At 63.7% G+C, this 22,450-nt stretch carries 22 protein-coding genes and 1 pseudogene; 14 read left to right on the top strand and 9 right to left on the bottom strand.

What is annotated here, in order from left to right; genetic code table 11:
- Positions 1-25: 25 nt before the first annotated feature.
- Positions 26-2,698, top strand: coding sequence for a bifunctional acetate--CoA ligase family protein/GNAT family N-acetyltransferase (locus HQ394_RS15130; RefSeq protein ID WP_223291626.1), 2,673 nt, complete (start codon positions 26-28; stop codon positions 2,696-2,698).
- Positions 2,699-2,771: 73 nt separating this feature from the next.
- Here the strand turns inward: HQ394_RS15130 and HQ394_RS15135 are convergent, their stop codons facing one another.
- Both HQ394_RS15135 and HQ394_RS15140 read right to left on the bottom strand, forming a co-directional pair.
- Positions 2,772-3,131, bottom strand: a complete 360-nt coding sequence (locus HQ394_RS15135; protein ID WP_190260921.1) for a SpoIIAA family protein — start codon at positions 3,129-3,131, stop codon at positions 2,772-2,774.
- A gap of 127 nt (positions 3,132-3,258) precedes the next feature.
- On the bottom strand, positions 3,259-4,191 hold the full coding sequence (locus HQ394_RS15140; protein WP_190263331.1) for an L-lactate dehydrogenase: 933 nt from the start codon (positions 4,189-4,191) through the stop codon (positions 3,259-3,261).
- Between the two features lie 158 nt (positions 4,192-4,349).
- Between HQ394_RS15140 and msrA the strand changes: the two genes are divergently transcribed.
- Together msrA and HQ394_RS15150 are read left to right on the top strand one after the other, a co-directional pair.
- A complete protein-coding gene (msrA, locus tag HQ394_RS15145; protein WP_190260922.1) occupies positions 4,350-5,012 on the top strand; it encodes a peptide-methionine (S)-S-oxide reductase MsrA in 663 nt (220 codons plus the stop codon).
- The gene (locus tag HQ394_RS15150) at positions 5,005-5,529 is read left to right on the top strand and encodes a TspO/MBR family protein (RefSeq protein ID WP_190260923.1); all 525 of its coding nucleotides are present in this window, start codon (positions 5,005-5,007) and stop codon (positions 5,527-5,529) included. Before msrA ends, HQ394_RS15150 begins: the two co-directional genes overlap by 8 nt.
- A 31-nt stretch (positions 5,530-5,560) precedes the next feature.
- On the opposite strand, the gene HQ394_RS15155 is transcribed toward HQ394_RS15150, so the two are convergent.
- Entirely contained in the window at positions 5,561-7,117 is a 1,557-nt protein-coding gene (locus HQ394_RS15155; RefSeq protein WP_190260924.1) for an AarF/UbiB family protein, read from the bottom strand.
- A 589-nt stretch (positions 7,118-7,706) separates the two neighbouring features.
- Between HQ394_RS15155 and HQ394_RS21260 the strand changes: the two genes are divergently transcribed.
- The 3 genes and pseudogenes from HQ394_RS21260 to HQ394_RS21270 all read left to right on the top strand — a co-directional run bounded on the left by HQ394_RS21260 (position 7,707) and on the right by HQ394_RS21270 (position 8,801).
- A complete protein-coding gene (locus tag HQ394_RS21260) occupies positions 7,707-8,012 on the top strand; it encodes a kelch repeat-containing protein (RefSeq protein WP_223292112.1) in 306 nt (101 codons plus the stop codon).
- A pseudogene (locus tag HQ394_RS21265) lies at positions 7,934-8,284 on the top strand (hypothetical protein); the annotation flags it as partial. The gene HQ394_RS21260 and the pseudogene HQ394_RS21265, both read left to right, overlap by 79 nt.
- A 205-nt stretch (positions 8,285-8,489) precedes the next feature.
- Complete coding sequence (locus HQ394_RS21270; protein ID WP_190260927.1) at positions 8,490-8,801, top strand: kelch repeat-containing protein; 312 nt, start codon at positions 8,490-8,492, stop codon at positions 8,799-8,801.
- A gap of 348 nt (positions 8,802-9,149) precedes the next feature.
- On the opposite strand, the gene HQ394_RS15175 is transcribed toward HQ394_RS21270, so the two are convergent.
- Together HQ394_RS15175 and HQ394_RS15180 are read right to left on the bottom strand one after the other, a co-directional pair.
- Positions 9,150-9,602 carry a type II toxin-antitoxin system VapC family toxin gene (locus HQ394_RS15175; protein WP_190260928.1) on the bottom strand — a complete coding sequence of 151 codons (453 nt, stop codon included), beginning with the start codon at positions 9,600-9,602 and terminating at the stop codon, positions 9,150-9,152.
- Positions 9,599-9,838: a FitA-like ribbon-helix-helix domain-containing protein gene (locus HQ394_RS15180; protein WP_190260929.1), complete on the bottom strand. Its 240-nt coding sequence runs from the start codon at positions 9,836-9,838 to the stop codon at positions 9,599-9,601. The genes HQ394_RS15175 and HQ394_RS15180 overlap by 4 nt, the downstream gene beginning before the upstream one ends.
- A gap of 231 nt (positions 9,839-10,069) precedes the next feature.
- Here HQ394_RS15180 and HQ394_RS15185 point away from each other — a divergent pair, with 231 nt between their 5' ends.
- The 4 genes from HQ394_RS15185 (at position 10,070) to HQ394_RS15200 (ending at position 12,995) form a co-directional block, all read left to right on the top strand.
- Entirely contained in the window at positions 10,070-11,179 is a 1,110-nt protein-coding gene (locus HQ394_RS15185; RefSeq protein WP_190260930.1) for an S-(hydroxymethyl)glutathione dehydrogenase/class III alcohol dehydrogenase, read from the top strand.
- Positions 11,180-11,281: 102 nt separating this feature from the next.
- On the top strand, positions 11,282-12,040 hold the full coding sequence (gene fghA, locus HQ394_RS15190) for an S-formylglutathione hydrolase (protein WP_190263332.1): 759 nt from the start codon (positions 11,282-11,284) through the stop codon (positions 12,038-12,040).
- A 9-nt stretch (positions 12,041-12,049) separates the two neighbouring features.
- On the top strand, positions 12,050-12,493 hold the full coding sequence (locus HQ394_RS15195) for a protease inhibitor I42 family protein (protein ID WP_190260931.1): 444 nt from the start codon (positions 12,050-12,052) through the stop codon (positions 12,491-12,493).
- On the top strand, positions 12,480-12,995 hold the full coding sequence (locus HQ394_RS15200; RefSeq protein WP_190260932.1) for an MEKHLA domain-containing protein: 516 nt from the start codon (positions 12,480-12,482) through the stop codon (positions 12,993-12,995). Before HQ394_RS15195 ends, HQ394_RS15200 begins: the two co-directional genes overlap by 14 nt.
- Here the strand turns inward: HQ394_RS15200 and HQ394_RS15205 are convergent.
- The 4 genes from HQ394_RS15205 to HQ394_RS15220 form a co-directional block, all read right to left on the bottom strand.
- The gene (locus HQ394_RS15205) at positions 12,988-14,487 is read right to left on the bottom strand and encodes a carboxypeptidase M32 (protein WP_190260933.1); all 1,500 of its coding nucleotides are present in this window, start codon (positions 14,485-14,487) and stop codon (positions 12,988-12,990) included. The genes HQ394_RS15200 and HQ394_RS15205 overlap by 8 nt on opposite strands.
- Positions 14,488-14,497: 10 nt before the next feature.
- Positions 14,498-15,445, bottom strand: a complete 948-nt coding sequence (locus HQ394_RS15210; RefSeq protein WP_317628955.1) for a heme o synthase — start codon at positions 15,443-15,445, stop codon at positions 14,498-14,500.
- A 111-nt stretch (positions 15,446-15,556) separates the two neighbouring features.
- Entirely contained in the window at positions 15,557-16,990 is a 1,434-nt protein-coding gene (locus HQ394_RS15215) for a cbb3-type cytochrome c oxidase subunit I (protein ID WP_190260934.1), read from the bottom strand.
- Positions 16,983-17,429, bottom strand: a complete 447-nt coding sequence (locus tag HQ394_RS15220; protein WP_190260935.1) for a DUF420 domain-containing protein — start codon at positions 17,427-17,429, stop codon at positions 16,983-16,985. Before HQ394_RS15220 ends, HQ394_RS15215 begins: the two co-directional genes overlap by 8 nt.
- An 858-nt stretch (positions 17,430-18,287) precedes the next feature.
- Here HQ394_RS15220 and coxB point away from each other — a divergent pair.
- From coxB to HQ394_RS15240, 4 genes are all read left to right on the top strand, one after another.
- Positions 18,288-19,046 carry a cytochrome c oxidase subunit II gene (gene coxB, locus HQ394_RS15225; RefSeq protein ID WP_456151630.1) on the top strand — a complete coding sequence of 253 codons (759 nt, stop codon included), beginning with the start codon at positions 18,288-18,290 and terminating at the stop codon, positions 19,044-19,046.
- Positions 19,047-19,139: 93 nt separating this feature from the next.
- Positions 19,140-20,783 (top strand): cytochrome c oxidase subunit I, encoded by a 1,644-nt coding sequence (gene ctaD, locus HQ394_RS15230; protein ID WP_190260936.1) that lies wholly within the window; start codon positions 19,140-19,142, stop codon positions 20,781-20,783.
- Positions 20,784-20,912: 129 nt separating this feature from the next.
- The gene (locus HQ394_RS15235; protein ID WP_190263334.1) at positions 20,913-21,536 is read left to right on the top strand and encodes a cytochrome c oxidase assembly protein; all 624 of its coding nucleotides are present in this window, start codon (positions 20,913-20,915) and stop codon (positions 21,534-21,536) included.
- Positions 21,537-21,560: 24 nt separating this feature from the next.
- Entirely contained in the window at positions 21,561-22,391 is an 831-nt protein-coding gene (locus HQ394_RS15240) for a cytochrome c oxidase subunit 3 (RefSeq protein ID WP_190260937.1), read from the top strand.
- Positions 22,392-22,450: the final 59 nt, after the last annotated feature.

Raw genomic sequence — 22,450 nt, forward strand, 5'->3', positions numbered from 1 at the left:
TATCATGTAGTAAGGACATGGCATTGTGCGCCTGAGTGCCCTTGAGCCGTTGTTTCGGCCGCATTCGATCGCCCTGATCGGCGCGGATTGTCAGCCTCGATCGGTGGGCGAGGTTTTGGCCCGCAATCTGTTCTCCGGCCGGTTCGACGGCCCGGTGATGCCGGTACACGCGAGCCTGCCGGCCGTCCGCGGGGTTCTCGCCTTTCGGTCCATTGCCGAACTGCCGGTGGTTCCCGATCTGGCGGTGATTGCCGCCGAGGCCGAGGCGGTGCCGGATGTGGTCAGCGAACTAGGCGCGCGCGGCTGCCGGATGGCAATCGTGCTTACCGCCGGCTTTGACAATGGTGAGGCGGCGGTGGGACGGCGCTTGGCCGAGTCGGCACGCGCCGCCGGGGTGCGGATTGTCGGGCCGGCCTGCCTCGGCGTCATCGTCCCGAAAATCGGCATGAACGCCACCTACGCCCATGGCGAGCCAAAGCAGGGCGACGTGGCGCTCATTGCGCAATCCGGCTCGCTGGTGTCGATCCTCCTCGACAGCCCCGCCGGGCGCGACACGGGTTTTTCCGTTGTCGCGTCGCTCGGGGACATGACGGAGGTGGATTTCGGCGATGTGCTTGATTTCCTCGTCCTTGATCCGAACTCACGCTCGGTTCTGCTGGCGGTGGACCGCATCGCCGATGCAAGGCGCTTCATGTCCGCGGCGCGTCTGCTGGCGCGGGTAAAGCCGGTCATCGTCTTCGACGCAGGGCGCGAAGGCGGGCGCTCAGACGCCGTCGACGTGGCGACCATACCGCGCGACCAAGTCTACGATGCCGCCTTTCGCCGCGCCGGCATGCTGCCGGTGCCGCTGTTGAGTGATCTGGTTGCCGCTGCCGGGACACTTGCCACCGCCACCCGCGTTCGCGGCAACCGCATCGCCATCGTCTGCAACGGCGGCGGCATCGGCCGGGTGACGATGCAGATGTGGCAGCGGACGGGCGGTGCGGCGGCGCACCTGAGCGAGACGACGCGCGAGGCGCTCGATAAAGTGCTGCCCCCTGGATGGGGACGGCGGAATCCCGTTAACATCTTTGCTGACGCCCTGGCGGATCGGTTTCGCCAGACGCTGACGACGTTGTTTCAGGACGAGACCACGGACATCATCCTGGTGATCGTTTGCCCGACGGCGATTGGCGATACCCTGGCCGCAGTGCAAGCGATCGTCGAGACGCTGCCGCCGCGCTCGCGGCAGATGCCGCTGCTGTCGGTGGCGTGGCTTGACGAAGCGACACGCGCGGAAGCCACCGCCATCTTCGCCGCGCAACGGGTGGCGGTGCATCCATCCGTCCGCTGGGCGGTGACGACCTTTGCCCATCTGCTCACCTACCAGCGCAACCAGGAGATGCTGATCGAAACGCCGGCGTCGGTGCCGGACCTGTTCAGCTGTGACGCGCGGCGGGCGGAAGCGGCGATCAGCGGCGCACTTGCCCAGGGTAGAGAGTGGCTGGAGCGAGCGGAGGCGGAGGCGGTGCTGGCCGCCTATGATTTGCCTTTGCTGGAGTCGCGACGTGCGGCAACCGCGGCGGAGGCGGTATCAATCGCCGACGCTTTGGGCTACCCGGTGGCATTACGGGTGCGTACCGAGGCGGTGGTGGATGAGAGCGCGATCGGTGGCATCGCCCTCGACCTGGAGGATGCGGACGCAGTGCGCGCCGCGGCGCACCGGATCGAGCGACGCGTCCACGAGTTGCGTCCCGATCTGGTCACCGGTGGTTTCCTCGTTGCACCCCTCGTCGGCAAGGGTGACGCGCACGCCTTGCGGCTGAGCATCGCCGCAGACCCCACCTTTGGGCCGGTGATCCGTTTCGGCCAGGGCGGCAACCGGATGGGCCAGACCACCGACGATGCCATTGGCCTGCCGCCGCTCAATCTGGCGCTGGCCCGGATGTTGATGAGCGAAACCCGATTGTGGTGGGAACTGCAGGAGGCCGGCGATCATCCGCCAGCCGCCCTCGACGAATTGGCACTCGCCATCGTCCGGCTGTCGCAGATCGCCACCGACCTGCCGCAGGTGCAGGAGGTGGACATCAATCCGCTGTTGGCCGATGCCGATGGTGTGGCCGCGCTCTCGGTGCGGATCCGCATCGCGCCGGTGGAAGGCGGTGCGGCGTCACGCCTGGCGATCCGTCCCTACCCGGTTGAACTCGAGAAGACGATCATTACCCGTAAGGGCAAACAGCTGCTGCTGCGGCCGATCCGTCCCGAGGACGAGCCGGCGCTGCAGGCGTTCGTCCGCCAGATGCAGCCCGAAGACGTGCGCATGCGCTTCTTCGCACCGTTGAAGGAGATCGATCACCGGTTCGCGGCGCGGTTGAGCCAAATCGACTACGACCGTGAAATGGCGCTGGTGGCGATCGACCCCGAGGCCGATGGCACATCCATCTGGGGTGTGATGCGGATTTCCGCCGATGCCAGCGGCGCCTCGGCCGAGTACGCAGGCTCGGTGCGCTCCGACCTTAAGGGGCAGGGACTAGGCCGGCTGCTGATGGAAGAGATCCTCGATTGCGCCAAGCGGCGGGGGATCAGCGAGGTCTGGGGCGAAGTGCTGGCGGAGAACCAGGGAATGCTGGTACTTGCCCGCAAGCTCGGATTTCGCCTCGATCGTGATCCGGAAGATCCGTCCGTCATCCACGTGATCAAGACGCTGGCCGAGGGGTAAGACCGCTCAGGGTTCCAGGCGGCCGCCAGCGCGGCTCGCCCGGTATGGGTGGGATGGCGCGGTGGGATGCTCTTCAGACGCTGGCAAGCCAAGCGATCGCGTCCGCGCGCTCCGCCGTGGGAAAGCGCCGCACCTCGGCCAGCTTGTAGATATCGGCGATGCGCAGCGTTTCATCCTCCCAGGTAGCGTCGGCGAGCACTGCGACCCGTCGCACGCCGCCCCAATGGCGCATGCCGAACCAGGTTCCAACCGTTTTTGCGCCCTTTGCCCAACCCTCCAACTCCGTCCAGTCGAGCAACACGGTCTGCGAACTGGCCGCACCGACACTTTCCGCCAAGCGGTCGCTGCAGTGGTCGATTTCGCTCTCGGTAATCAATCCCGACATCTGAACGACGACGCGTCGGCCGTTGTCCTCTGTTTGCACTTCGATCATCGAAGAATCCCTCGGAGCATGTTGTCCCGGACTCCATCAGCTTAGAGCGAGAGCGGCCGGACGCAAGCCATCGATCTCGCAGGCAACCGCCGATGTACTTGCGCAGCGGCATTGCCACGTCAAGTGATTAAATTCCTAAAGCGTCCGCCGCTTCCTTAAGAATGGTCGCACTGCGCCGCAGTGCCTCTACCTCCTCCAGATCCAGCGCCGGGTCGACGTTGAGCAGCACACCCTCACGGCCGATCACCCGCGGCAGTGATAGTGCCACCTCGCGGATACCGCCCACTTCCTCGTTGATGATTGCGACCGTCATCACCGAGCGCTCGTCGCGGAGAATGGCACGGACCAGCCGGCTCAATCCAGCCCCGATGCCATAGTTGGTCGCGCCTTTGCCGGCGATGATCGTGTAGGCGGCATTGCGAACGCCGTCGTCGATGCCGGCTTTCACCGCCTGTGTCAGTGGCACGCGGCTCAGCGCGGCGAAAGCCGTCGCCGAGATGGTGCCGGCAACGGCGCTCGACCAGACCAGGACTTCGCTGTCACCATGTTCGCCTATCACATAGGCGTGCACCGATTGCGGCGCGATCGCCATATGCTCGGCCAGCAGCGCCTGGAAGCGAGCGGTATCGAGGATGGTCCCCGATCCGATGACCCGCGACGGCGGCAGACCCGAAATGCGGGTGGCCGCCTGGGTCATGATGTCTACCGGGTTGGTGGCGATCACCAGCAAGGCATCGGGGGCTGCGGCGAGGATCGGAGGAATGATGCTGCGGAACACTGCCGCGTTGCGATCGAGCAGTTGAAGGCGCGTCTCACCGGGCTTTTGGTTGACTCCGGCGCAGATGATGATCACGGCGGCGCCGTCGAGATCGGCGTAGCCGCCCTCGCGGACCACCGTCGCATGGGCGAAGGGCACCGCGTGGCTGATGTCCTCCGCCTGCGCTCGCGCCAGGTCGGGGTTGAGGTCGACGATGACGATCTCGTTGGCAACGCCGTTCAGCGTCAGGGCGTACGCGGCGGCGCTGCCCACCAGACCAGCCCCAATGACTCCCACTTTCATGCCGTACTCCCAATACTTGCGATCGGTGCTTATGTTCGGCAGGGCAGTCTTATCACCAACGCCACCGCCACCCTGTTGATAGGGGTATTTTCGCTGGAATGAGCCCATCTTAGTATGACAATTCGAGTTTGGTCGATGCGACGCAGCGAGGACGAGCGATGTGGAACCTGACCAGGAAGAAGACGTGGTTGCCAACGGCGGAGGAAGCCCTTCCGGGCCGTTCGCAAGGTGTGCGGGTGGCAGAGCGCCACTACGTTAACGGGACCGCTCTTGCCGGCCCGGTTGCGGACGGGCACGCGGTCGCCGTGTTCGGCCTCGGCTGCTTTTGGGGAGCGGAGCGCAAGTTCTGGCAGGCGCCGGGCGTCTACACCACGGCGGTCGGCTATGCCGGCGGTCACACCCCCAACCCGACCTATGAAGAGGTCTGCTCGGGACGGACCGGGCACGCAGAGGTGGTGCGGGTGGTGTACGATCCGCGGCTGATCTCGTTCGAAGATCTGCTGAAGATTTTCTGGGAAAGCCACGACCCGACCCAGGGAATGCGCCAGGGCAACGACACCGGCACCCAATACCGTTCGGCAATCTACTGTACCACCCCGCAACAACTGGCGCTGGCCGAAGCCTCGAAGCGGCAGTACGAGGCGGCGCTGGCCGCATCTGCCTATGGGCCGATCACCACCGAGATCAGCATGGCACCGCCATTCTACTACGCCGAAGACTACCATCAGCAGTATCTGGCGAAGAACCCGGGCGGCTATTGTGGTCTGGGTGGCACCGGTGTCAGTTGCTCCATCGATCGGGTCGACACCGGGGTTGCCTGATGGGGGAACGCCGCAACGATGGCCCGAAGCGGACGCACCGGCGGCACGGAGTCCGCTCGTCCTCCTGGTGCTGCTCGCTTTCTGCCTGGGCGTCTCCGCCATCGGTGGCGCGATCACCGCTTCTAGCGTCGACACTTGGTATCCGGCGCTGAACAAGCCATCCTTCACCCCACCCAACTGGATCTTCGCCCCGGTCTGGACGACGCTCTACGTGATGATGGCGGTGGCAGCCTGGCGGGTCTGGGGGCAGCGTCGCCGCGCCGACATCCGCTGGGCGTCCTGTTGGTTCTGTGGCCAACTGGTACTAAACCTGATGTGGACGGTGGCCTTTTTCGGCCTGCGCAACCTTTCGGCCGCCCTCTTCGTCATCCTGCTGCTGGTGTTCGCGGTCGTGATGACCACGATCGTTTTCCTCCGCATCGACCGGCTCGCCGGCTGGTTGTTCGTGCCGTATCTGGGATGGGTGGCCTTCGCCACGCTGCTGATGGCCGGCATCTGGCTGCTCAATCTGCCGTGACCGGCTCCCCGCCAGCGGACGCTCAGGTCCCTCAGGTCGTCGCCTCGTTGTCCTTGCGGGCGAGCAACGAGGTCTGCAGCGCCAGCGCGTAGCGGGAGACGATCAGCGGCGTTGAGAGCCACATCTGGATCAGGTCGAGATTGGAGAAGTGAGTCGCGAAGTTGCGCGAGAAGGGAAACGCCAGCGGTCGCCGCCGCCATTCACCTGCCAATTCGCTGATCAGCGCTCGTGCCAGCACCCGATCGACGCGACAGGTGGCCGATACGTCGGCGAGAACGCCGTCCAGCGTCTGCAGCACCTTGCGAAACATGATCAGACCGCTGCCAAAACGGGCCTGTGCTTCCACCAGCGCCGCGTCCATCAGATCCATCAACCAGGTAAGGCTTGGCCATCGTCCATCGCGCAACTCGCCGAGACGGGCGGCAACCAACCGCTTGAGGGCGTCAGCCTCGACGCGGTCGCGCGCCAGCGTCCGAATGGCTGCTTCGATCCGCTCCGCATCGAGGGTCATCGCGCCGAGAATGATCTGGGTCAGCCCGATCTGGTCGGCTTTCTCCAGCCGGCCGGTCAGGCTCCAGTCAAGGATCGCCAGCCGGCCATCCAGCGTGGCGAAGAGATTGCCGGCGTGCGGGTCGGCGTGAAAGGTGCTGGTTTCACCCCGCGACCACAGGGGTGNGGCGATCAGCGCCTGGACAATCGCTTTTGCCAGCCTGCGGTGGGCGCGCGGGCTTAGTTTACCCGTCTCGGTGACCTTATGTCCGTCAATCCGCTGCATCGCCGTCATGCGCGGGGTGGACAGGGAATACACCTCGGGTACGACCACCGACTTCATGCTGGCATAGGCCGCACGCGCGGCGCGCAGGTGCGCCTGCTCCTGGTCGAGCCGCACCTCGCAGGCGAGGAGATCGCGCACCTCGAGAAAGGTCGCTTCGTAGTCGATCGGCGGCAGATTGTGCAGCCGGCAGCGTTCGTCAAGTCGGGCGCCGATTTGCTGCAGAATATCCAGCTCCTCCGCCAGCTTGGCCTCAATGCCTGGCTTCAGCAACTTGAATACCCCGCGGACGGGGGCAGTGGCGGTGGCGGTATGCCAAGTAAAGGGAATGACGATAGCAACGCTGGCTTCAGCCAGAGGTGGGGCATCGACGGTGACGCCCTGCGGCTGCAGTGGCCCCAGCTCTGCCTCTACCGCCGCCCGCGCCGCGTCGGCATCGAGTGTCGCCGGCATCGACTCCAGCGATTGCAGCAGGGTGCGGAACGTCTCCGGCAGCCGCCNGGTTTCGCGCGCCAGCACCTGACCCAGCTTGTGCAGGGCAGGGCAATGCCGGGCGATAGCAACGACACGTTCCTCGACGCCGGCGTCTTCGTCGAGCTCCGCCTGGGCGGCGAGCAGGTCCCAGGTCCGCGCCGGCGGCAGGTTTTCGAGGAAGAAGACCATGCCCTCGATGACCGCCGGCCGGTAACGGGCATAGCCCTCGGGGACCAGCGCGCCGAGGTCGAGACTGTCGCAGAATTCGATCCAGCCGGTGGCCTCGTCGTCGACCGGCGCCTCTCCGGTCTCGTTGGCGGGCAGGGATGCAGCTTCGGTCATCGGGATCCTAAACGTAGTCGGTCCGACACGCGGGCGAGCCGCGCTGCCAGATAGATAGGCGAATTTGCAGCGGATGGGCAGGGGGCACGACGGTGACGTGCGGTCGGCTCGAGCCGGATGAACGGGCCGTTTCGAACCGGGATTGGGGTGAATATCGCATCCGGCGGGTTACGCTACGCTTTAGACCCGCCCTACACCTCATCCTAGTCTAAAGGCTATATAGCGGACGACAATAAGTTGATTTAAAACAATTATTACTTTCATTTTATCGTGTAATAGAAGTTAGTTGTTTTGCATGACAGGTAAAAATAGTTGCTATATAATACTCTATCGCTGAGTTTGCTGAGGTTCATAGCTTTCTGAGGTTTCCTAGCGTCCCGGTGACGGAAAAACTCCTAAGAAAGGGCGGGAAAAGATGTCTAGGGTTGGGATTCATCCAATCGTTACAGCCTGGGAAGGCCGAAGCTCACGCCACGGATGGCTGCGGCTTTCGGTTGTTGCCGTATTGATCGCCTCGTTGGCCTTTTGCCTCTGCATGAGTAAGCGCGCTCAAGCTTGGCCAGAGGGTGCGTGGACGGTCACGGGTAATATGAGCCGACCGAGGATTCTTCATACTGCCACTCTCCTTCCCAACGGAAAGGTCCTCGTGGCCGGCGGCGCCGCCGAATATCTCTCGCTAACGGCTACAGCAACGAGCGAACTATACGACCCTCTTTCCGGGAAATGGAGTGTTACTGGGTCGATGAAAACCCCTCGCAATTATCATCAGGCTGTCCTTCTGCCAAATGGTAAAGTCCTAGTGATGGGGGGCAGAATTTTTTGGTTTCCGATTCTCTATCAATTGCAGAAATATACGACCCTAAAAGTGGCAAATGGACAGCCACCGGGAGTATGAAGAGTCCACGCTCTGGTTTCCTTGCAGCACTAATCACAAAAGGGCCGCTCGTGGGAAAGGTCATTGTCGTCGGGGGCGGGAGTTACGGTGCAGGCGGCGACCAGAACCTCGCCAGTGCGGAGTTGTATGATTCGAGCACCGGTCATTGGACAACCACCGGCGCTATGAGTCTCGCTCGTTATTGGGGTGAGCAAGGCTACAGCATTCAGCAGCTCTCGGATGGTTCCGTCCTTATTGTCGGGGGAACCACATGCTGTCCGTACAGATTCTAAATGAAGCCGAGGTATTCAACCAGGCAACGCAAACGTGGAGCATTACAAACAAAAAGACAACTGCCGCAAACGGGCCGACTGCGTTGCTGGAAGACGGTCGCATGATGGTAGCGGGGGCTGGCGCGGGACGCAACCAGACGCATCTTTCGTTGCCACTGCCGAGTTGTTCAATCCGCGGACAGGGATGTGGTCGCAGACGGCGAAAATGTCTACCGTTCGAAATAATCACTCGCTGACGCCGCTAACAAATGGCCGAATCTTGGTTGCCGGTGGCGAAAGCGGGGGCTGGGGCGTCTGCAACACGTTGTCAACCGCGCAGCGCTACGATCCCGTTACTGGCAAGTGGCTCATCGCGGCCAGCATGAATGTCGCGCGTAGTCTTCATACGGCAACGCCGTTACGCGATGGAAAAGTTCTCGTCGTCGGCGGAGTGGCTCGTGAGCCCGATTGCTACATTTCTCCGGCTCTAAGAAGCGCGGAACTGTACAACTATCCGCGACCGGCAACAGCTCCGTAAGGGCCTTCTGAGACCCGCTGAGAATGGGTCGGTGGACGCGCTGAGCGGCGTCTCCAGTTCCTCGACCCGGTCTCCGCTTTTGGACTGACAGCCCGGGTAGCCCGGGTAATTTTGTAGGGCGGGTTTGAAGCGAAGCGCAACCCGCCGCACGCGGTGGATGCACCGGCGCATCCGGCAGGTCACGCTTCGCTTTAGACCTGCCCTACGGGGAGTCAATCGCCGACGATCCGGGTCGCTCACCGTCGCAATGCGCGGCATAGCGAACGCAGACAAGAGCGACCTCCGAACGGTAGCGAATGGGATAAACCGTTCGGCGTTGCCCACAACTTGCGGTCATTCGGATTGGGGTTAGCGGGTGCTGCCTGGCTGGTCACCGGAGCTCGCCTCAAATTCGGCGAGCAAAGTCACGCAGGGCTGCCATGGGGTGCCGCGGATGCGGGTGTAAAGGCGGCGGTCGGCGGTGACGAGCGTCGCCCGGCGCGCCTCGGCGAGCGCCAGGTAAAGGCAGTCGTAGACCGGGTGATCCAGTCGTCGGGCAATCGTTGTCGCCGGGACCGCAAGCGCCAGATCGGGGACAAGAGCCAATCCCATACGACCGATCCGGTCGGCGATCCAGTCGAGGTGGCGCTCGGTGGTTTCGCCGCGCCGGAACCGTTTCCAGGCAGCATTGCAGACCTCGGCGACGAGCAGGGTCGGCGCGATCAGGTCGTCGGCGCGACGCAGCACGGCTTCGGCGGCGAGGGAATCGGGTTCTGGCAGGAACCACTTCAGCGCGACGGATGCGTCGACGACCAGAGTCACCGGCTGTCGCGGTCGTCGCGGATCAGATCCTCGGCGAGCGGCGCGCCGGCCGGAAGCGGTGGCGAGAGAGAACGCCCGCGCGCCAGTTCCTCGATCACTTCGGCGCGGGAAGGGATGGCCGCCTCGGTCAGGATCTCGCGCAACGTCTGCTCCAGCGATTGTCGTTTCGCCGCCGCCCGGGCCTTCAGCCGTTCGACCACCGCATCGTCGATGTTGCGGATCACCACTTGCGCCATTCGCACCCTCAGCCGTTGATAGCATCATGATAGCATGCCTCGCCGACGACTGTCATCCGCGAGACGATGCGTTTCGCCAGGAAGCCGGCATGGCCCGGCCACCCGGACGCGAGGCTTTATCAGCGCTGGCCGGCGATGCTAGTGTCGCGGCTCGCTCGCGTTTTCGCGCCAGCGCCAACGATCACTCTGCCAACGATCCTCATCCAGGCCAATAAAATCAGGGAGCAGTCCATGGACGTGCGTGCCGCCGTTGCCCATCAGGCTGGGCAACCGCTGACCATTGAGACCGTGCAACTGGACGGGCCGCGCGCCGGCGAGGTGCTTGTCGAGATCAAGGCGACCGGTGTTTGCCATACCGACGCCTATACGCTCTCCGGCCGCGATCCGGAAGGGCTGTTCCCGGCGATCCTCGGCCACGAGGGGGCGGGCGTCGTCGTCGAGGTGGGGGCGGGGGTCACCTCGGTGAAGCCGGGCGACCACGTGATCCCGCTCTACACGCCCGAATGCCGGCAGTGCGAATACTGCCTCAACCCGAAGACCAACCTCTGTCAGGCGATTCGCCCCACCCAGGGCAAGGGGCTGATGCCGGACGGCACCAGCCGCTTCAGCCTGGGCGGCCAGCCGATTCTCCACTACATGGGCACGTCCACCTTCGCCAACTTCACCGTGCTGCCGGAGATCGCCGTCGCCAAGGTGCGCGAGGACGCGCCGTTCGATAAGATCTGCTACATCGGCTGCGGCGTGACCACCGGCATCGGCGCCGTCATCTACACCGCCAAGGTGGAACCGGGATCGAAGGTGGTGGTCTTCGGCTTGGGCGGCATCGGCCTCAACGTCATCCAGGGGGCGCGGATGGTGGGCGCCGACATGATCGTCGGCGTCGACGTCAATCCGTCAAAGAAGGCGATGGCCGAAAAGTTCGGGATGACCCACTTCGTCAACCCGAAGGAGGTGGGCGGCGATCTGGTGAATTACCTGGTCGACCTGACCAAGGGCGGCGCCGACTACGCCTTCGAGTGCGTCGGCAACGTGACGCTGATGCGCCAAGCGCTCGAATGCTGCCACAAGGGCTGGGGCGAATGCATCATCATCGGTGTTGCCGGTGCCGGTGAGGAGATCGCGACCCGGCCGTTCCAGCTGGTCACCGGTCGTTCCTGGCGGGGCAGCGCCTTCGGCGGCGCCCGCGGCCGCACCGACGTGCCGAAAATCGTCGACTGGTACATGGAGGGCAAGATCAACATCGACGACCTGATCACCCATGTCCTGCCGCTGGAGAAGATCAACGATGCGTTCGAGCTGATGCACGAGGGGCATTCGATCCGCACCGTGGTGACGTTCTGAACGAGGGCAGGAGATGAGCCTCGAGTGCCTCAACCAGTACCGCAGCTTCGGCGGCAGCCAAGCNNGATCTATCGCCATCCGTCCGCCGCCACCGGGACGCCGATGGAGTTTTCCATCTATCTGCCGCCGCAGGTGGAGGCGGGGCCACGGCCGGTGCTCTACTGGCTCTCCGGCCTCACCTGCACTTGGGCCAACTTCACCGAGAAGGCCGGGGCGCAGCGCTATGCCGCCGAACACGGGCTGATCGTCGTTTGCCCCGATACCAGCCCGCGCGGCACCGACCTGCCGGGTGAACATGAGGCGTGGGATTTTGGCTCCGGTGCCGGGTTCTACATCGATGCGACGGTCGATCCGTGGTCGCGTTACTACCGGATGTACACCTACGTGACCGAGGAGCTTCCGGCGCTGCTTGCCGATGCGTTCCCCGTCGACCGGCGTCGGGAAGGAATCTGCGGTCACTCCATGGGCGGCCACGGGGCGCTGACGATCGCCTTCAAAAACCCGCAGCGTTTCCGCTCGCTCTCGGCCTTCGCACCCATCGTCGCGCCGACGCACGTCCCCTGGGGTAGGAAGGCCTTTGCAGGCTACTTTGGGGCGGAGGAGGCGGGATGGGTGGCACACGACGCCTGCGAACTGGCCGCTGCCAGCGGTTGGCGCGCGCCGATCCTGGTGGATCAGGGCTTGGCCGATCCGTTCCTCGACGTCCAACTGCAGCCGGAGCGTTTCGCCGCCGCCTGCAGTACCGCTGGCATACCGCTCACGCTGCGCCGCCAGGAGGGCTATGATCATAGCTATTACTTTATCGCCACGTTTATCGGCGATCATTTTACCCACCACGCCCGCTACCTGCTCGGAGACTGAGGTGACGTCATGCAAGCGCAGCCTGTGTTGAGCCGTTGGGCGTCGATCGTCGTCGCCCTTCTCGCCCTGTCGATCCTGCCCGGCCTAGCCGCGGCACAGACGGCGACGCCGACGATTACCCTCGACGCGTCAGCCAACGGCGGTTCCACCACGATCGTACCGGGAGCGGTTTTTGCCGTGTCGCTGGCGGAAAATCCATCCACTGGCTACACGTGGCAGCTGCAGCCGCTGGGTGAGGTGGTGGTGGGGGTGATCGGTGATCGCTTCGTGCCGGAGTCGGGAGATCTGCGGCTGGGTGCCGGTGGCAGGCGAGTCATTACCTTTGCCGCGCTCGCGCCGGGGACGGAGACGCTCATTCTGCGGCGGCTACGTTCGGGAGAGGTAACGGCGGCGCCATCAGATACGTTTTCGGTGACGATCACCGTCGAACCGCGCACCGATGGCGGCTATTGAGTCACCCACCGCGGCCAACGGCTATCTGAACTTGCATGCGCGGCTGCTGGCGACCAGCTATCGCCGCTGGACCGGCCGCGATCTGTTGGTGCCAACGGTGGCGGCGGATGATATCGGCTGCTGGCTGTTCGAAGCTCCGTTTGCCCTGCTTTCGCACCGCTGCGGTGCTGATCCGCTGTTCACCTACGCCAATCGTACCGCGCTCACCTTGTTCGAGTTGGACTGGGCGCAGCTGATCGCCATGCCGTCGCGCCTCTCGACCGAGCCGCTGGCGCAGGCGGAGCGTGCGCGTCTGCTGGCGCGCGTGAGCGCCGACGGTTTCATCGATGATTACGCTGGCGTGCGCATCTCCCGTAGTGGGCGGCGCTTTCGCATCGGCAAGGCGACAGTGTGGAACGTGGTCGATGCTGCCGGTGTCCAGCATGGCCAAGCGGCCACCTTCGCTGAGTGGCAGCCGTTACCGGCTACCACACATCGAACTGAGAGCGCCGCCTTCAGCTGAGATAGCGGCGCTGCAGGTGGGACTTGAATGCCTCGGCGGTCAGCGGCTTGCCGGTGGCGTGGGTGAGCAAGTCGTTCGTCGACAGCAGCGAGCCGAGACCGTGGACGTTGGTGCGCAGCCACGTCAGCAGCGGGGCGAAATCGCCGCGGGCGATGCCAGGGCGGATATCGGCGTCGGTGGCGCAGGCGGCGGCGAACAACTGCGCGGCGGCCATGGCGCCCAGCGTATAAGTGGGGAAGTAGCCCCAGGCGCCATCGTACCAGTGGATGTCCTGCAGGCAGCCGAGCCGGTTGCTGGGGGGACNGATGCCGAGCAGCCGCTCCAGTCCCGCCGCCCAGGCCTGTGGCAGGTCTTCGGGATCGAGACTATCGGCAATCATCGCCCGTTCCAACTCATAGCGCAGGATCACGTGCGCCGGATAGGTGACCTCGTCGGCATCGACGCGGATGAAGCCGCGTTCGACCTTGGTATAGTGATGGTAGAGGTTTTCGGCGTCCCAGGCGGGCCCGCTGCCGGCGAAGGCCTCGCGCACCAGTGGCGCGGCAAAGGCAAGAAACTCCCGCGACCGGCAGACTTGCATCTCGATCAGCAGCGACTGGCTTTCGTGCATGGCCATGCCGCGGGCGTCGCCCACCGGCAGGCCGCGCCACGGTGTCGGCAGGCCGCGTTCGTAAAGCGCATGTCCCGTTTCGTGCATGACGCCCATCAGGGCGGGGCGAAAGTCGTCCTCGCGGTAACGGGTGGTGATGCGCACGTCGTCAGGGGTGCCACCGCAAAAAGGGTGCAGGCTGACGTCGAGGCGGCCGTGATGGAAGTCGAAGCCGAGGAGTTCCATCAGGCGGATGCCAAGCCGCCGCTGGTCGTCGATCGCAAACGGCCCCTGCGGTTCCACCGTCGCCGGCCGCGTTGCCTGCGCGTCGAGGGCGCGGACGAGGAAGTCGGGCAGGAAGGCGGCGAGATCGGCGAAGATAACGTCGATGTCGGCGCTCCGACCGTCCGGTTCGTACTCGTCGAGCAGGGCGTCGTAGGGCGACAGGCCGAGTGCCTCGGCCTTCGCCGTGGCGGTCTCCCTGACCAAAACCAGCAGCGCCTTCAACGCCGGCAGGANCGCGGGGAAATCATCGTCGGCGCGGGCGTCGCGCCACACCGCCTCACAGGCCGACGTGGCGCGCGACAACGCCTCCACCAGCGGTGCGTCGAGGGCGGTGGCATGGGCATGGGCGCGGCGCATCTCGCGCAGATTGGCCCCCTGCCAGGCCTCCAGCGCCGCCATGTCCTCTCCCGCCTCGGCCAGCCAGTCACTCACCTCGGCTGCGGTGAGCATGCCGTGACGGATCGTCTTCAGCGTTGCCAGTTGCTCTGCCCGTGCCGACGATCCGCCTTTCGGCATCATCGTCGCCAGGTCCCAGTGCAGCATCGATTCCGCGTCGCGCAGCGCGCCCAGGCGACGAAAGCGATCCTGCAAGTGTTGATAGGCAGCCAGCGTGGCCATCGCCGGGCTCCTACCAGACCGCCAGCGCCACCGCCCGGTCGACGAGCAGGCAGGCAAAGATCAGGAACAGGTAGAGGATCGAGAACAGGAACAGCGCCTTTGGCGCCTCGCTGTCGCGGGCGCGGAGCACTTGCAGTGCACGGTAGAGAAAAAGGGCGCCGAGAATGGCTGCCGCCACGCCGTAGAGCGCACCCGACATGCCGATCAGCAGCGGAGCCAGGGTGACCGGCACCAGAAGACAGCTGTAGACAAACATCTGCTGTCGGGTCGATCGTTCCCCGGCGACGACGGGCATCATGGGGACGCCGGCGCGGTGATAGTCGCTGCGGCGGAACAGTGCCAGTGCCCAGGAGTGCGGCGGCGTCCAGAGGAAGATGATGAGGAAGAGGACGACGGCGCCCAGGCCGACGTGGCCGGTGGCCGCAGCCCAGCCAATCACCGGCGGCAGTGCGCCGGAGGCGCCGCCGATGACGATGTTCTGCGGCGTGCGCCGTTTCAGCCAGACGGTATAAATAAGAACGTAATAGACGATGGTCACCGCAAGCAGTGTTGCGGCGACCGTGTTGACCAATAGCGCCATGGCAACCACCGAGGCGATGGCGAGGCTGAGTCCGAAGACAAGCGCGCTGCGCGGACTGAGGCGCCCGGCCGGCAGCGGACGGTGCTGGGTTCGCGTCATCACCCGGTCGATATCGCGATCATACCACATGTTGATCGCGCCTGCCGCGCCGGCGCCGAGCGCGATCAGAAATACCGCGGCCACCGCAGTAACGATGGGCAGCGGCGCTGCCGCCGGTGCCATCAGCATGCCGACGCAGCCAGTAAAGACGACGAGCGACATGACACGCGGTTTGAGCAGGATGGCGTAGTCGCGAACGCTGAAGCGAGGCTCGCGTGCCGCATCGCTCGGGCCTGCCAGATTGGTGGCCAGATCCACATGATGACTACGGCTGGTCACTTTTTTTCTCTTCTCCTGGTTTGTCCCGCATCAACCAGCGGAGCGCTTCGGGCACCCGTCGCCCCACGCTTGAGTGTACTATAACTACCGGCGCGGAGCGGGCGAGGAAATTTACGTTCTGGCGCCGGTAGTACTGATCGTCGCCGGGTGACTCGGGCGGAGCAGTGCTGCTGCCATCGTCCAGACGAACAGGATGCCACCGATTACCGCCACCAGCCCTCCCAGGCCATTCAGGCCCATACCGGCATAGGCGGCCCAGTCACTGAGACCCTGCGCCGCCCCCGCAACCTTGCGCGGTGCGCCATGGCCACCAGCGATAAACAGCCCGATGCAGGCGGCGAGCTGGCCCCAGCCGAAGAGGCCGATGGTCCAGACGACGCGGCGGCGGCTTGGGCTCGGTCGCTCGAGCCACGGCAGGAGGCGGAAGTAGGCGACGCCGATCAGCGCCAGGGTGACCCCGGCAATGACGCCGTGATAGTGGGCCGGCGTCCGTGTATCGCTGCCGTCGACGAACAGGCCGAGGAAACCGCCGGCGCCGAACACCAGGATCGACAAGGCGAGGCAGAGCAGCGCCGGATGAACCCCCTTCGCCGCACCGGACGTGCCGGCAGCGACCGGCGTCTTGCGCACGCGCCCGACCAGCGTGAGGAGGGCGATCACCGTTGCTGGGCCAAAGGCGTACTGGATGTTGGTGAAGGCCTGCATTTGCGGGCCGGAAAAGGCCGGATACAGTGCATAGAACAGCAGACCGAGCAAGGCGCTCGCCGTCAGCAGTCCGGCGACCACGGCGATGGTCACTGGCGGACGCGGGCCCGGGGCGGCGATACCGGCCAGTATCCCCCAGGCGACGAGGGCGATAGTGGTGTTGACGAACTGCAGCAGGTGGCCGCCGCCCCACATCAGGTGTTCGTTGAGGGCGAAGTCGAAGGTACTGCCGGCCAGCCCGGCATAACTGAGGGCAAAGGCGACCAGGGCGGCGAGGTACGTTGCCGCTGCGGCGGTGACCGCAGCCGCCAGCGGCCGCTGGCGCCAGTGGGCGAGTGGAAACGTCAGCACCAGGCGCAGTGCGGCGATGGCGATGGCGATGGCGAGCACCACGAGCCCGGCATAATAGAGCGGATCGATGATCACCGGGATGTAGTTGTTCAGCGTCGCCTCGCCGCGGTCGAGGAAGGCCGGGGCGAACAACAGCGGCAGGGCGAGCGCCGCCAGGGCCGGAGCGAGCCGACCGAGCCAGGGCAAGTCAGGACCAGCCGGGCCACGGGCAAGCGCCGCCAGTGCCGCGAAGATGCACAGGAACCAGACGACGAAGGAAAAGACGACGTGGATTACCAAGCCCTTGCCGAAGAACCCCAGTGGCCNAGNGAACACCCGTTCGATGCTGGGAATGCGCGAAAAAGCGAGGAGGAAGGCGAAGGCGCCGGCGATGGCCAGCGCGGTGATGGCCACCGCCGTCCAGGCGAAGACCTCACGGCGGATCGCGGGGTGAAGCGTACCGGTGCTGTCGGCGTCGAGATCACCTGCCGCAAGCAGCTGTTCAGCCATTTGCGCCCTCGCCGGTGTAGGGGAAGAGATGAATCGCCATAATGTAGACCACTACCCCGGAGACAGCGACGTACATCCACAAGGGCCAGGTCCAGCGCGCCAGCCGCCGGTGGCGATCGAACTGAGCCGACAGGGCGCGGGACAGGGTGAGCGGCACGAGCGGGGTGATGACTACGGCGATCAGGACGTGGGCAATGAGGAAGGCAAAGTAGATCGGCCGGATCACTCCCACGCCACCGAATTTGGCCAGCCCCGAATTGAAATGATAAATGAGATAGCTGATAAGAAATGCCGCCGAAACAACAGAAGCGGAAATCATACAAAACCGATGGTGGGCAATATCACGCCGGCGAATAAAGTAATATCCGGCCGAGAGAAAAACGATTGTGATTGCGTTCAGCGCCGCGTTCAGGTGCGGTAATTCATTTACAGCAAGCATGATTGGTCTGTTTCAATTCTTGTTGGTTGGTTGCAGTGTCACCATAGCCAGGCCAAAGCGGCCAACGGCTTTGATGCGCTCTATTGCCGGCTCATTTGAACAAAGACGCTTACATACATGAACAGCGACGCGGCGCCGAGAACGAGCGCCAGATAAACCTTCTTGCGCATTGACTTGTCCCTATCCAGAGCACACCCGGATGCCGGGCGTTCCGTCCGGTCCCGAAGCTGTCTTGCTATTGTTGCGACCTGCGTTGCTCTCGGTCCTGATCCTGCCTCAGGCTGCAGCCGTCACCGGACAACCTAAACGGCCGAGACCTTAGCTACCCCTCGCCATGCACGGGTGGTGTGGTGAGGTGAACAGCGAGGCACAGCGGTCATTGGCGTTTCGTCAGTATGACAGCGGCGAGAGTATATGCAAACATTCGAAAAAAGCAATAATCACACGGGTTTCGTCGAAGGTAGTGGCAGTGGTTCGCGTCGCCGCGACGCGCGAAAGAAAATACTTTGCATTCGGTTTTGCTCATGTTAAGCAGCAAGTAACGTCGAATTTATCTCCCTGACAGACCCTTGGATGCCCAGCGTCGCAAGTCTGGCAGGAGTTTCCCGCAAGTCGGGCAATGACAACTGGTTCGACGGTAGGTGGCGTAGCCTTAATGCGCTAGAATAGCGGTCGGGAGAAACAAAAGGGATGCGAAACCGGACGATGGTACAGCGCGTTGTTTTTGCAGCGCTCTTTGCGCTTGTCGGGGGTGTCGGTTGGATGCGCAGCGCAGCGGCGCAGATGGTCGGCAAGGCGCACGAATGGCAGTTGGGGATGCAGACGGCAGCCTCGCCGGTTGCTGAGCGCATCCACGCAATGAACCACTTCCTGGAAATCATCATCACCGCAATTGTGCTGCTGGTGCTGGCGATCCTCGCCTACGTGATCCTGCGCTTTAATGCCAAGCGCAACCCGGTCCCGTCGAAGACCGCACACAACACGCTGATTGAGATCATCTGGACGGCGGCGCCCGTCGCCATTCTGGTGGTGATTGCCATCCCGTCGATAAAGTTGCTCTATTATGAAGACACCGCTAAGGATCACCAGTTGACCCTGAAGGTGACCGGGCACCAATGGTACTGGACTTACACCTACCCCGATCAGGGCGGCTTTTCCTTCGATAGCATTCCGATCCCGGAATCCGATCTGCAGCCCGAGCAGCCGCGACTGTTGACGGTGGACAACGCTGTTGTCGTTCCGGTGGGCGCCTCGGTGCAGGTATTGGCCACGTCCGAGGACGTGATCCACAACTGGGCTATCCCATCGTTGGGGCTGAAAAAGGATGCCACGCCGGGTCGGGTGAACGAGACATGGTTCCGTGCCGACCACGAGGGTGTCTATTACGGCATGTGTTCGGAGCTGTGCGGCGTCAATCACTACTTCATGCCGATTGTCGTCAAAGCGGTGAGCCCGGAAGCGTTTGACGCCTGGGTNGAAAGACGCGCAGCAAAAGTTTGCCAAAGCCGATGGCACAGCGGCCGAAGTCGTTGCCCGCAACGNAAGCGGCGGCTGGGTCACGTTGATCGAGGCTTTCTGACCGGTGCGTTGGCGCGTAATAACCGTCGCCAACGCTGAAGACGAGCGTGAAGCAGCAGGGTCCGGGGAACGGGTCGTAACACAACAATCGGNACCGACCACCCCTCGGCGACACCAGGAGACGGAGTGAAGATGGCATACGGTGCTGTCGCAGGACATGATGACCACGAGCATCATCCCACGGGCTGGAAGCGGTGGGTGTACTCGACCAATCACAAGGATATCGGCACCCTGTACCTGTGGCTGTCGATGGTGGCGGCGCTCGTCGGCGGACTGATGTCCTGGGCGCTGCGGTTGGAACTCGCNAAGCCCGGTCTGCAGTTCTTTGACGGGCACACTCAGCTTTATAATTCCCTGCTCACCGCGCACGGCTTCATCATGGTGTTCTTCGTGGTGATGCCGGCAATGATCGGCGGCTTCGGCAACTGGTTCGTCCCGCTGATGATCGGCGCGCCAGACATGGCGTTCCCGCGGATGAACAACGTCAGCTTCTGGCTCACCGCCGGCGGCTTGCTGCTGCTGTGCATGGCGGCGGTGGTCGGCGATGGTCCGGGCACCGGCTGGACAGTCTATCCGCCCTTGTCCTCCATTGCCTATCACCCGGGTCCATCGGTTGACTTCGGTATTCTGGCGCTGCACGTCGCCGGTGCCGGTTCCATTCTTGGCGCGATCAACTTCATCGTCACCATCTTCAACATGCGTGCGCCGGGAATGACCCTGTTCCGGATGCCGCTGTTCGCCTGGTCGATGCTGGTGACCGCGTTCCTGCTGCTGCTGGCGGTCCCCGTTCTCGCCGGCGCCCTGACCATGCTGCTCACCGACCGCAACTTCGGCACCCATTTCTACGACGTGGCCGGTGGTGGCGATCCGCTGCTGTGGCAGCACCTGTTCTGGTTCTTCGGCCACCCCGAGGTCTACATCATCATTCTGCCGGCGTTCGGCATCGTCAGCCACCTCGTCTCCACCTTCTCGAAGAAGCCGGTGTTCGGTTACATGGGCATGGCGCTCGCTATGTGCGCCATTGGCGCCGTCGGCTTCATCGTCTGGGCGCACCACATGTACCAGGCGGGCATCGGCGTCAACGCGCGAGCCTACTTCACCCTGGCAACGCTGATCATCGCCGTGCCCACCGGCATCAAGATTTTCAGCTGGCTGGCGACGATGTGGGGTGGCTCGATCGATTTCAAGGCGCCGATGATGTATGCCGTTGGCTTCATCTGGCTCTTTGTTGTCGGTGGTGTGACTGGTGTGGTCCTCGCCAACTCCTCTGTCGACGTGTCGATGCACGACACCTATTACGTCGTTGCTCACTTCCATTACGTGATGGCCATCGCGGCTATTTTCGCCATGTTCGGCGCATGGTATTACTGGATCAGCAAGATGATTGGCCGCCAGTACGACGAAACGCTGGCGAAGGTGCAGTTCTGGATCTTCTTCATCGGCGTCAACGTCCTCTTTTTCCCACAGCACTTCTTGGGCTTGGCCGGGATGCCGCGACGTATTCCTGACTACCCGGATGTCTACGCCGGCTGGAACATGGTGAGTTCGATCGGTGCCGCCATCACTGCGGTTGGCACGCTGATGTTCTACTACATCGTCTGGCACACCTATCGCTCAGGCAAGATCGTCACCGCGGCCAATCCGTGGGGCGAGGGGGCGACGACTCTGGAGTGGACCGTCCCGAGCCCGGCACCGTTCCACACCCATGAGGTGATGCCGGTGATCAGCGGCGGGAGCGGCCACGGCCATGCCCCGCATCCATCGGCGGCGGAATAGCCGGCCAATAACGTGCTATCCGGCTTCGGTCCCTGGCCAACTGGACCGAAGCCGGAATGGATCGTCACTTGAGCATCATTAGCGCAATCGGTGGGACGCAGGGACTTGGCAGTGGGCGATGGTGACGACATGGCGCGGAGGGCGTCGCGACGGAAGACTTTCACGACGGCCCTGCTGTGCGGCGTGGTGTTTGCGATGATCGGCCTCTCATTCGCGTCGGTGCCACTCTACCGCATGTTCTGTCAGGCGACCGGCTACGACGGGACACCGCGCACCGCTGGGGTGCAGCACCCGGTGCAGGTTCTCGACCGTGTCGTTCGCGTGCGCTTCGATGCCAACGTCAATCCGGCCCTGCCGTGGCGGTTCACCCCGGGGCAGCGTTCGGTCGATGTCAAGTTGGGAGCCGAGACGCTGGTGTACTACACGGCGCGCAACAATTCTGACCGCCCGCTGACCGGCACCGCCACCTTCAGCGTCGTGCCGGAAAAAGCGGCGCAGTACTTCAGCAAAATCCAATGCTTCTGCTTTACCGAGCAGACGCTGGCGCCTGGGCAGGAAGTGAACATGCCGGTGGTGTTTTACATCGACCCGGCACTGGACGCGGATCCTGACGCAGGCGACGTGCGAGAGTTTACTCTATCCTATACGTTCTTCCCCGCCGAGACGGACAGCGGGCGTTCGCCCGTCGTCGGTACGGCGGATCAGGCAACAAAGACCAGGGGGTGGGCGGCTGAGCCATCCGGCTCGGGCTGACCCACTGGCGATTGGGGAGAAGACATGGCGACCCACACCGCGAAAACGCATCCTTTCCATATGGTCGATCCCAGCCCATGGCCGGCGGTCGGTACGGCTGCCGCTGTCTGTATGGCGATTGGCGGCATCTGGTTTATGCATGACGGCCCGCCCTGGGTGCTGATCGCGGGGTTCTGCATTCTATTGGCCACCTTCTTCGGCTGGTGGCGCGACGTGGTGAAGGAATCACGCCACGGCGACCATTCGCCCGTGGTGGCGCACGGCCTGCGTGTCGGCGTCTTGCTGTTCATCGCCTCTGAGGTGATGTTCTTCTTCGCTTTCTTCTGGGCCTACTTCAACTCCCATGTGGAGCTGATCAACGCCGCGGCGCACCAGACGTGGCCGCCCGAAGGGATCACCCCACTCTACACCTGGGGCCTGCCCTTCCTGAACACCCTGATCCTGCTGACCTCCGGTGCAACGATTACGATTGCCCACCACGCGGTGCGGCTCGGCGATCGGGAAAAGACCACCTTCTGGACCGGGTTGACGGTGCTGCTTGGCGTGCTCTTCCTTGGCCTGCAGGCGACCGAATACCATCACGCCAGTTTCGGTTTCACCGACGGCATCTTCTCCTCCACCTTCTTCATGGCCACCGGCTTCCACGGCTTCCATGTCTTCGTTGGTGCCTGTGCGCTCCTGGTCTGCTTCCTGCGTTCGCGCGCCGGCCACTTTACGCCCGAGAAGCACGTGGGCTTCGAAGCTGCAGCTTGGTATTGGCACTTCGTCGACGTGGTCTGGCTGTTCCTGTTCGTCTGCATCTACTGGTGGGGTGGCGCATCCTTCTGGGCGTCGCACGTTCCCGGCGCGCATTGAACGCGAACACGTGGAGGCGAAACTGCTCGCTCAGGACGCTGTCGGTCGAAGGCATGGCA

This window comes from Defluviicoccus vanus (assembly GCF_014672695.1).
Lineage (GTDB): Bacteria > Pseudomonadota > Alphaproteobacteria > Rhodospirillales > Defluviicoccaceae > Defluviicoccus > Defluviicoccus vanus.

Bases quoted from the DNA above. Each gene is read 5' to 3' on its own strand.
- msrA (WP_190260922.1), top strand. From the start codon at position 4,350: ATGTGGAACCTGACCAGGAAGAAGACGTGGTTGCCAACGGCGGAGGAA.
- HQ394_RS15185 (WP_190260930.1), top strand. From the start codon at position 10,070: ATGGACGTGCGTGCCGCCGTTGCCCATCAGGCTGGGCAACCGCTGACC.
- HQ394_RS15235 (WP_190263334.1), top strand. From the start codon at position 20,913: ATGGCGCGGAGGGCGTCGCGACGGAAGACTTTCACGACGGCCCTGCTG.
- HQ394_RS21270 (WP_190260927.1), top strand. From the start codon at position 8,490: ATGTCTACCGTTCGAAATAATCACTCGCTGACGCCGCTAACAAATGGC.
- HQ394_RS15200 (WP_190260932.1), top strand. From the start codon at position 12,480: ATGGCGGCTATTGAGTCACCCACCGCGGCCAACGGCTATCTGAACTTG.
- fghA (WP_190263332.1), top strand. From the start codon at position 11,282: ATGGAGTTTTCCATCTATCTGCCGCCGCAGGTGGAGGCGGGGCCACGG.
- HQ394_RS21260 (WP_223292112.1), top strand. From the start codon at position 7,707: ATGAGCCGACCGAGGATTCTTCATACTGCCACTCTCCTTCCCAACGGA.
- HQ394_RS15140 (WP_190263331.1), bottom strand. From the start codon at position 4,191: ATGAAAGTGGGAGTCATTGGGGCTGGTCTGGTGGGCAGCGCCGCCGCG.
- HQ394_RS15180 (WP_190260929.1), bottom strand. From the start codon at position 9,838: ATGGCGCAAGTGGTGATCCGCAACATCGACGATGCGGTGGTCGAACGG.
- HQ394_RS15220 (WP_190260935.1), bottom strand. From the start codon at position 17,429: ATGCTTGCTGTAAATGAATTACCGCACCTGAACGCGGCGCTGAACGCA.
- HQ394_RS15195 (WP_190260931.1), top strand. From the start codon at position 12,050: ATGCAAGCGCAGCCTGTGTTGAGCCGTTGGGCGTCGATCGTCGTCGCC.
- HQ394_RS15135 (WP_190260921.1), bottom strand. From the start codon at position 3,131: ATGATCGAAGTGCAAACAGAGGACAACGGCCGACGCGTCGTCGTTCAG.
- HQ394_RS15240 (WP_190260937.1), top strand. From the start codon at position 21,561: ATGGCGACCCACACCGCGAAAACGCATCCTTTCCATATGGTCGATCCC.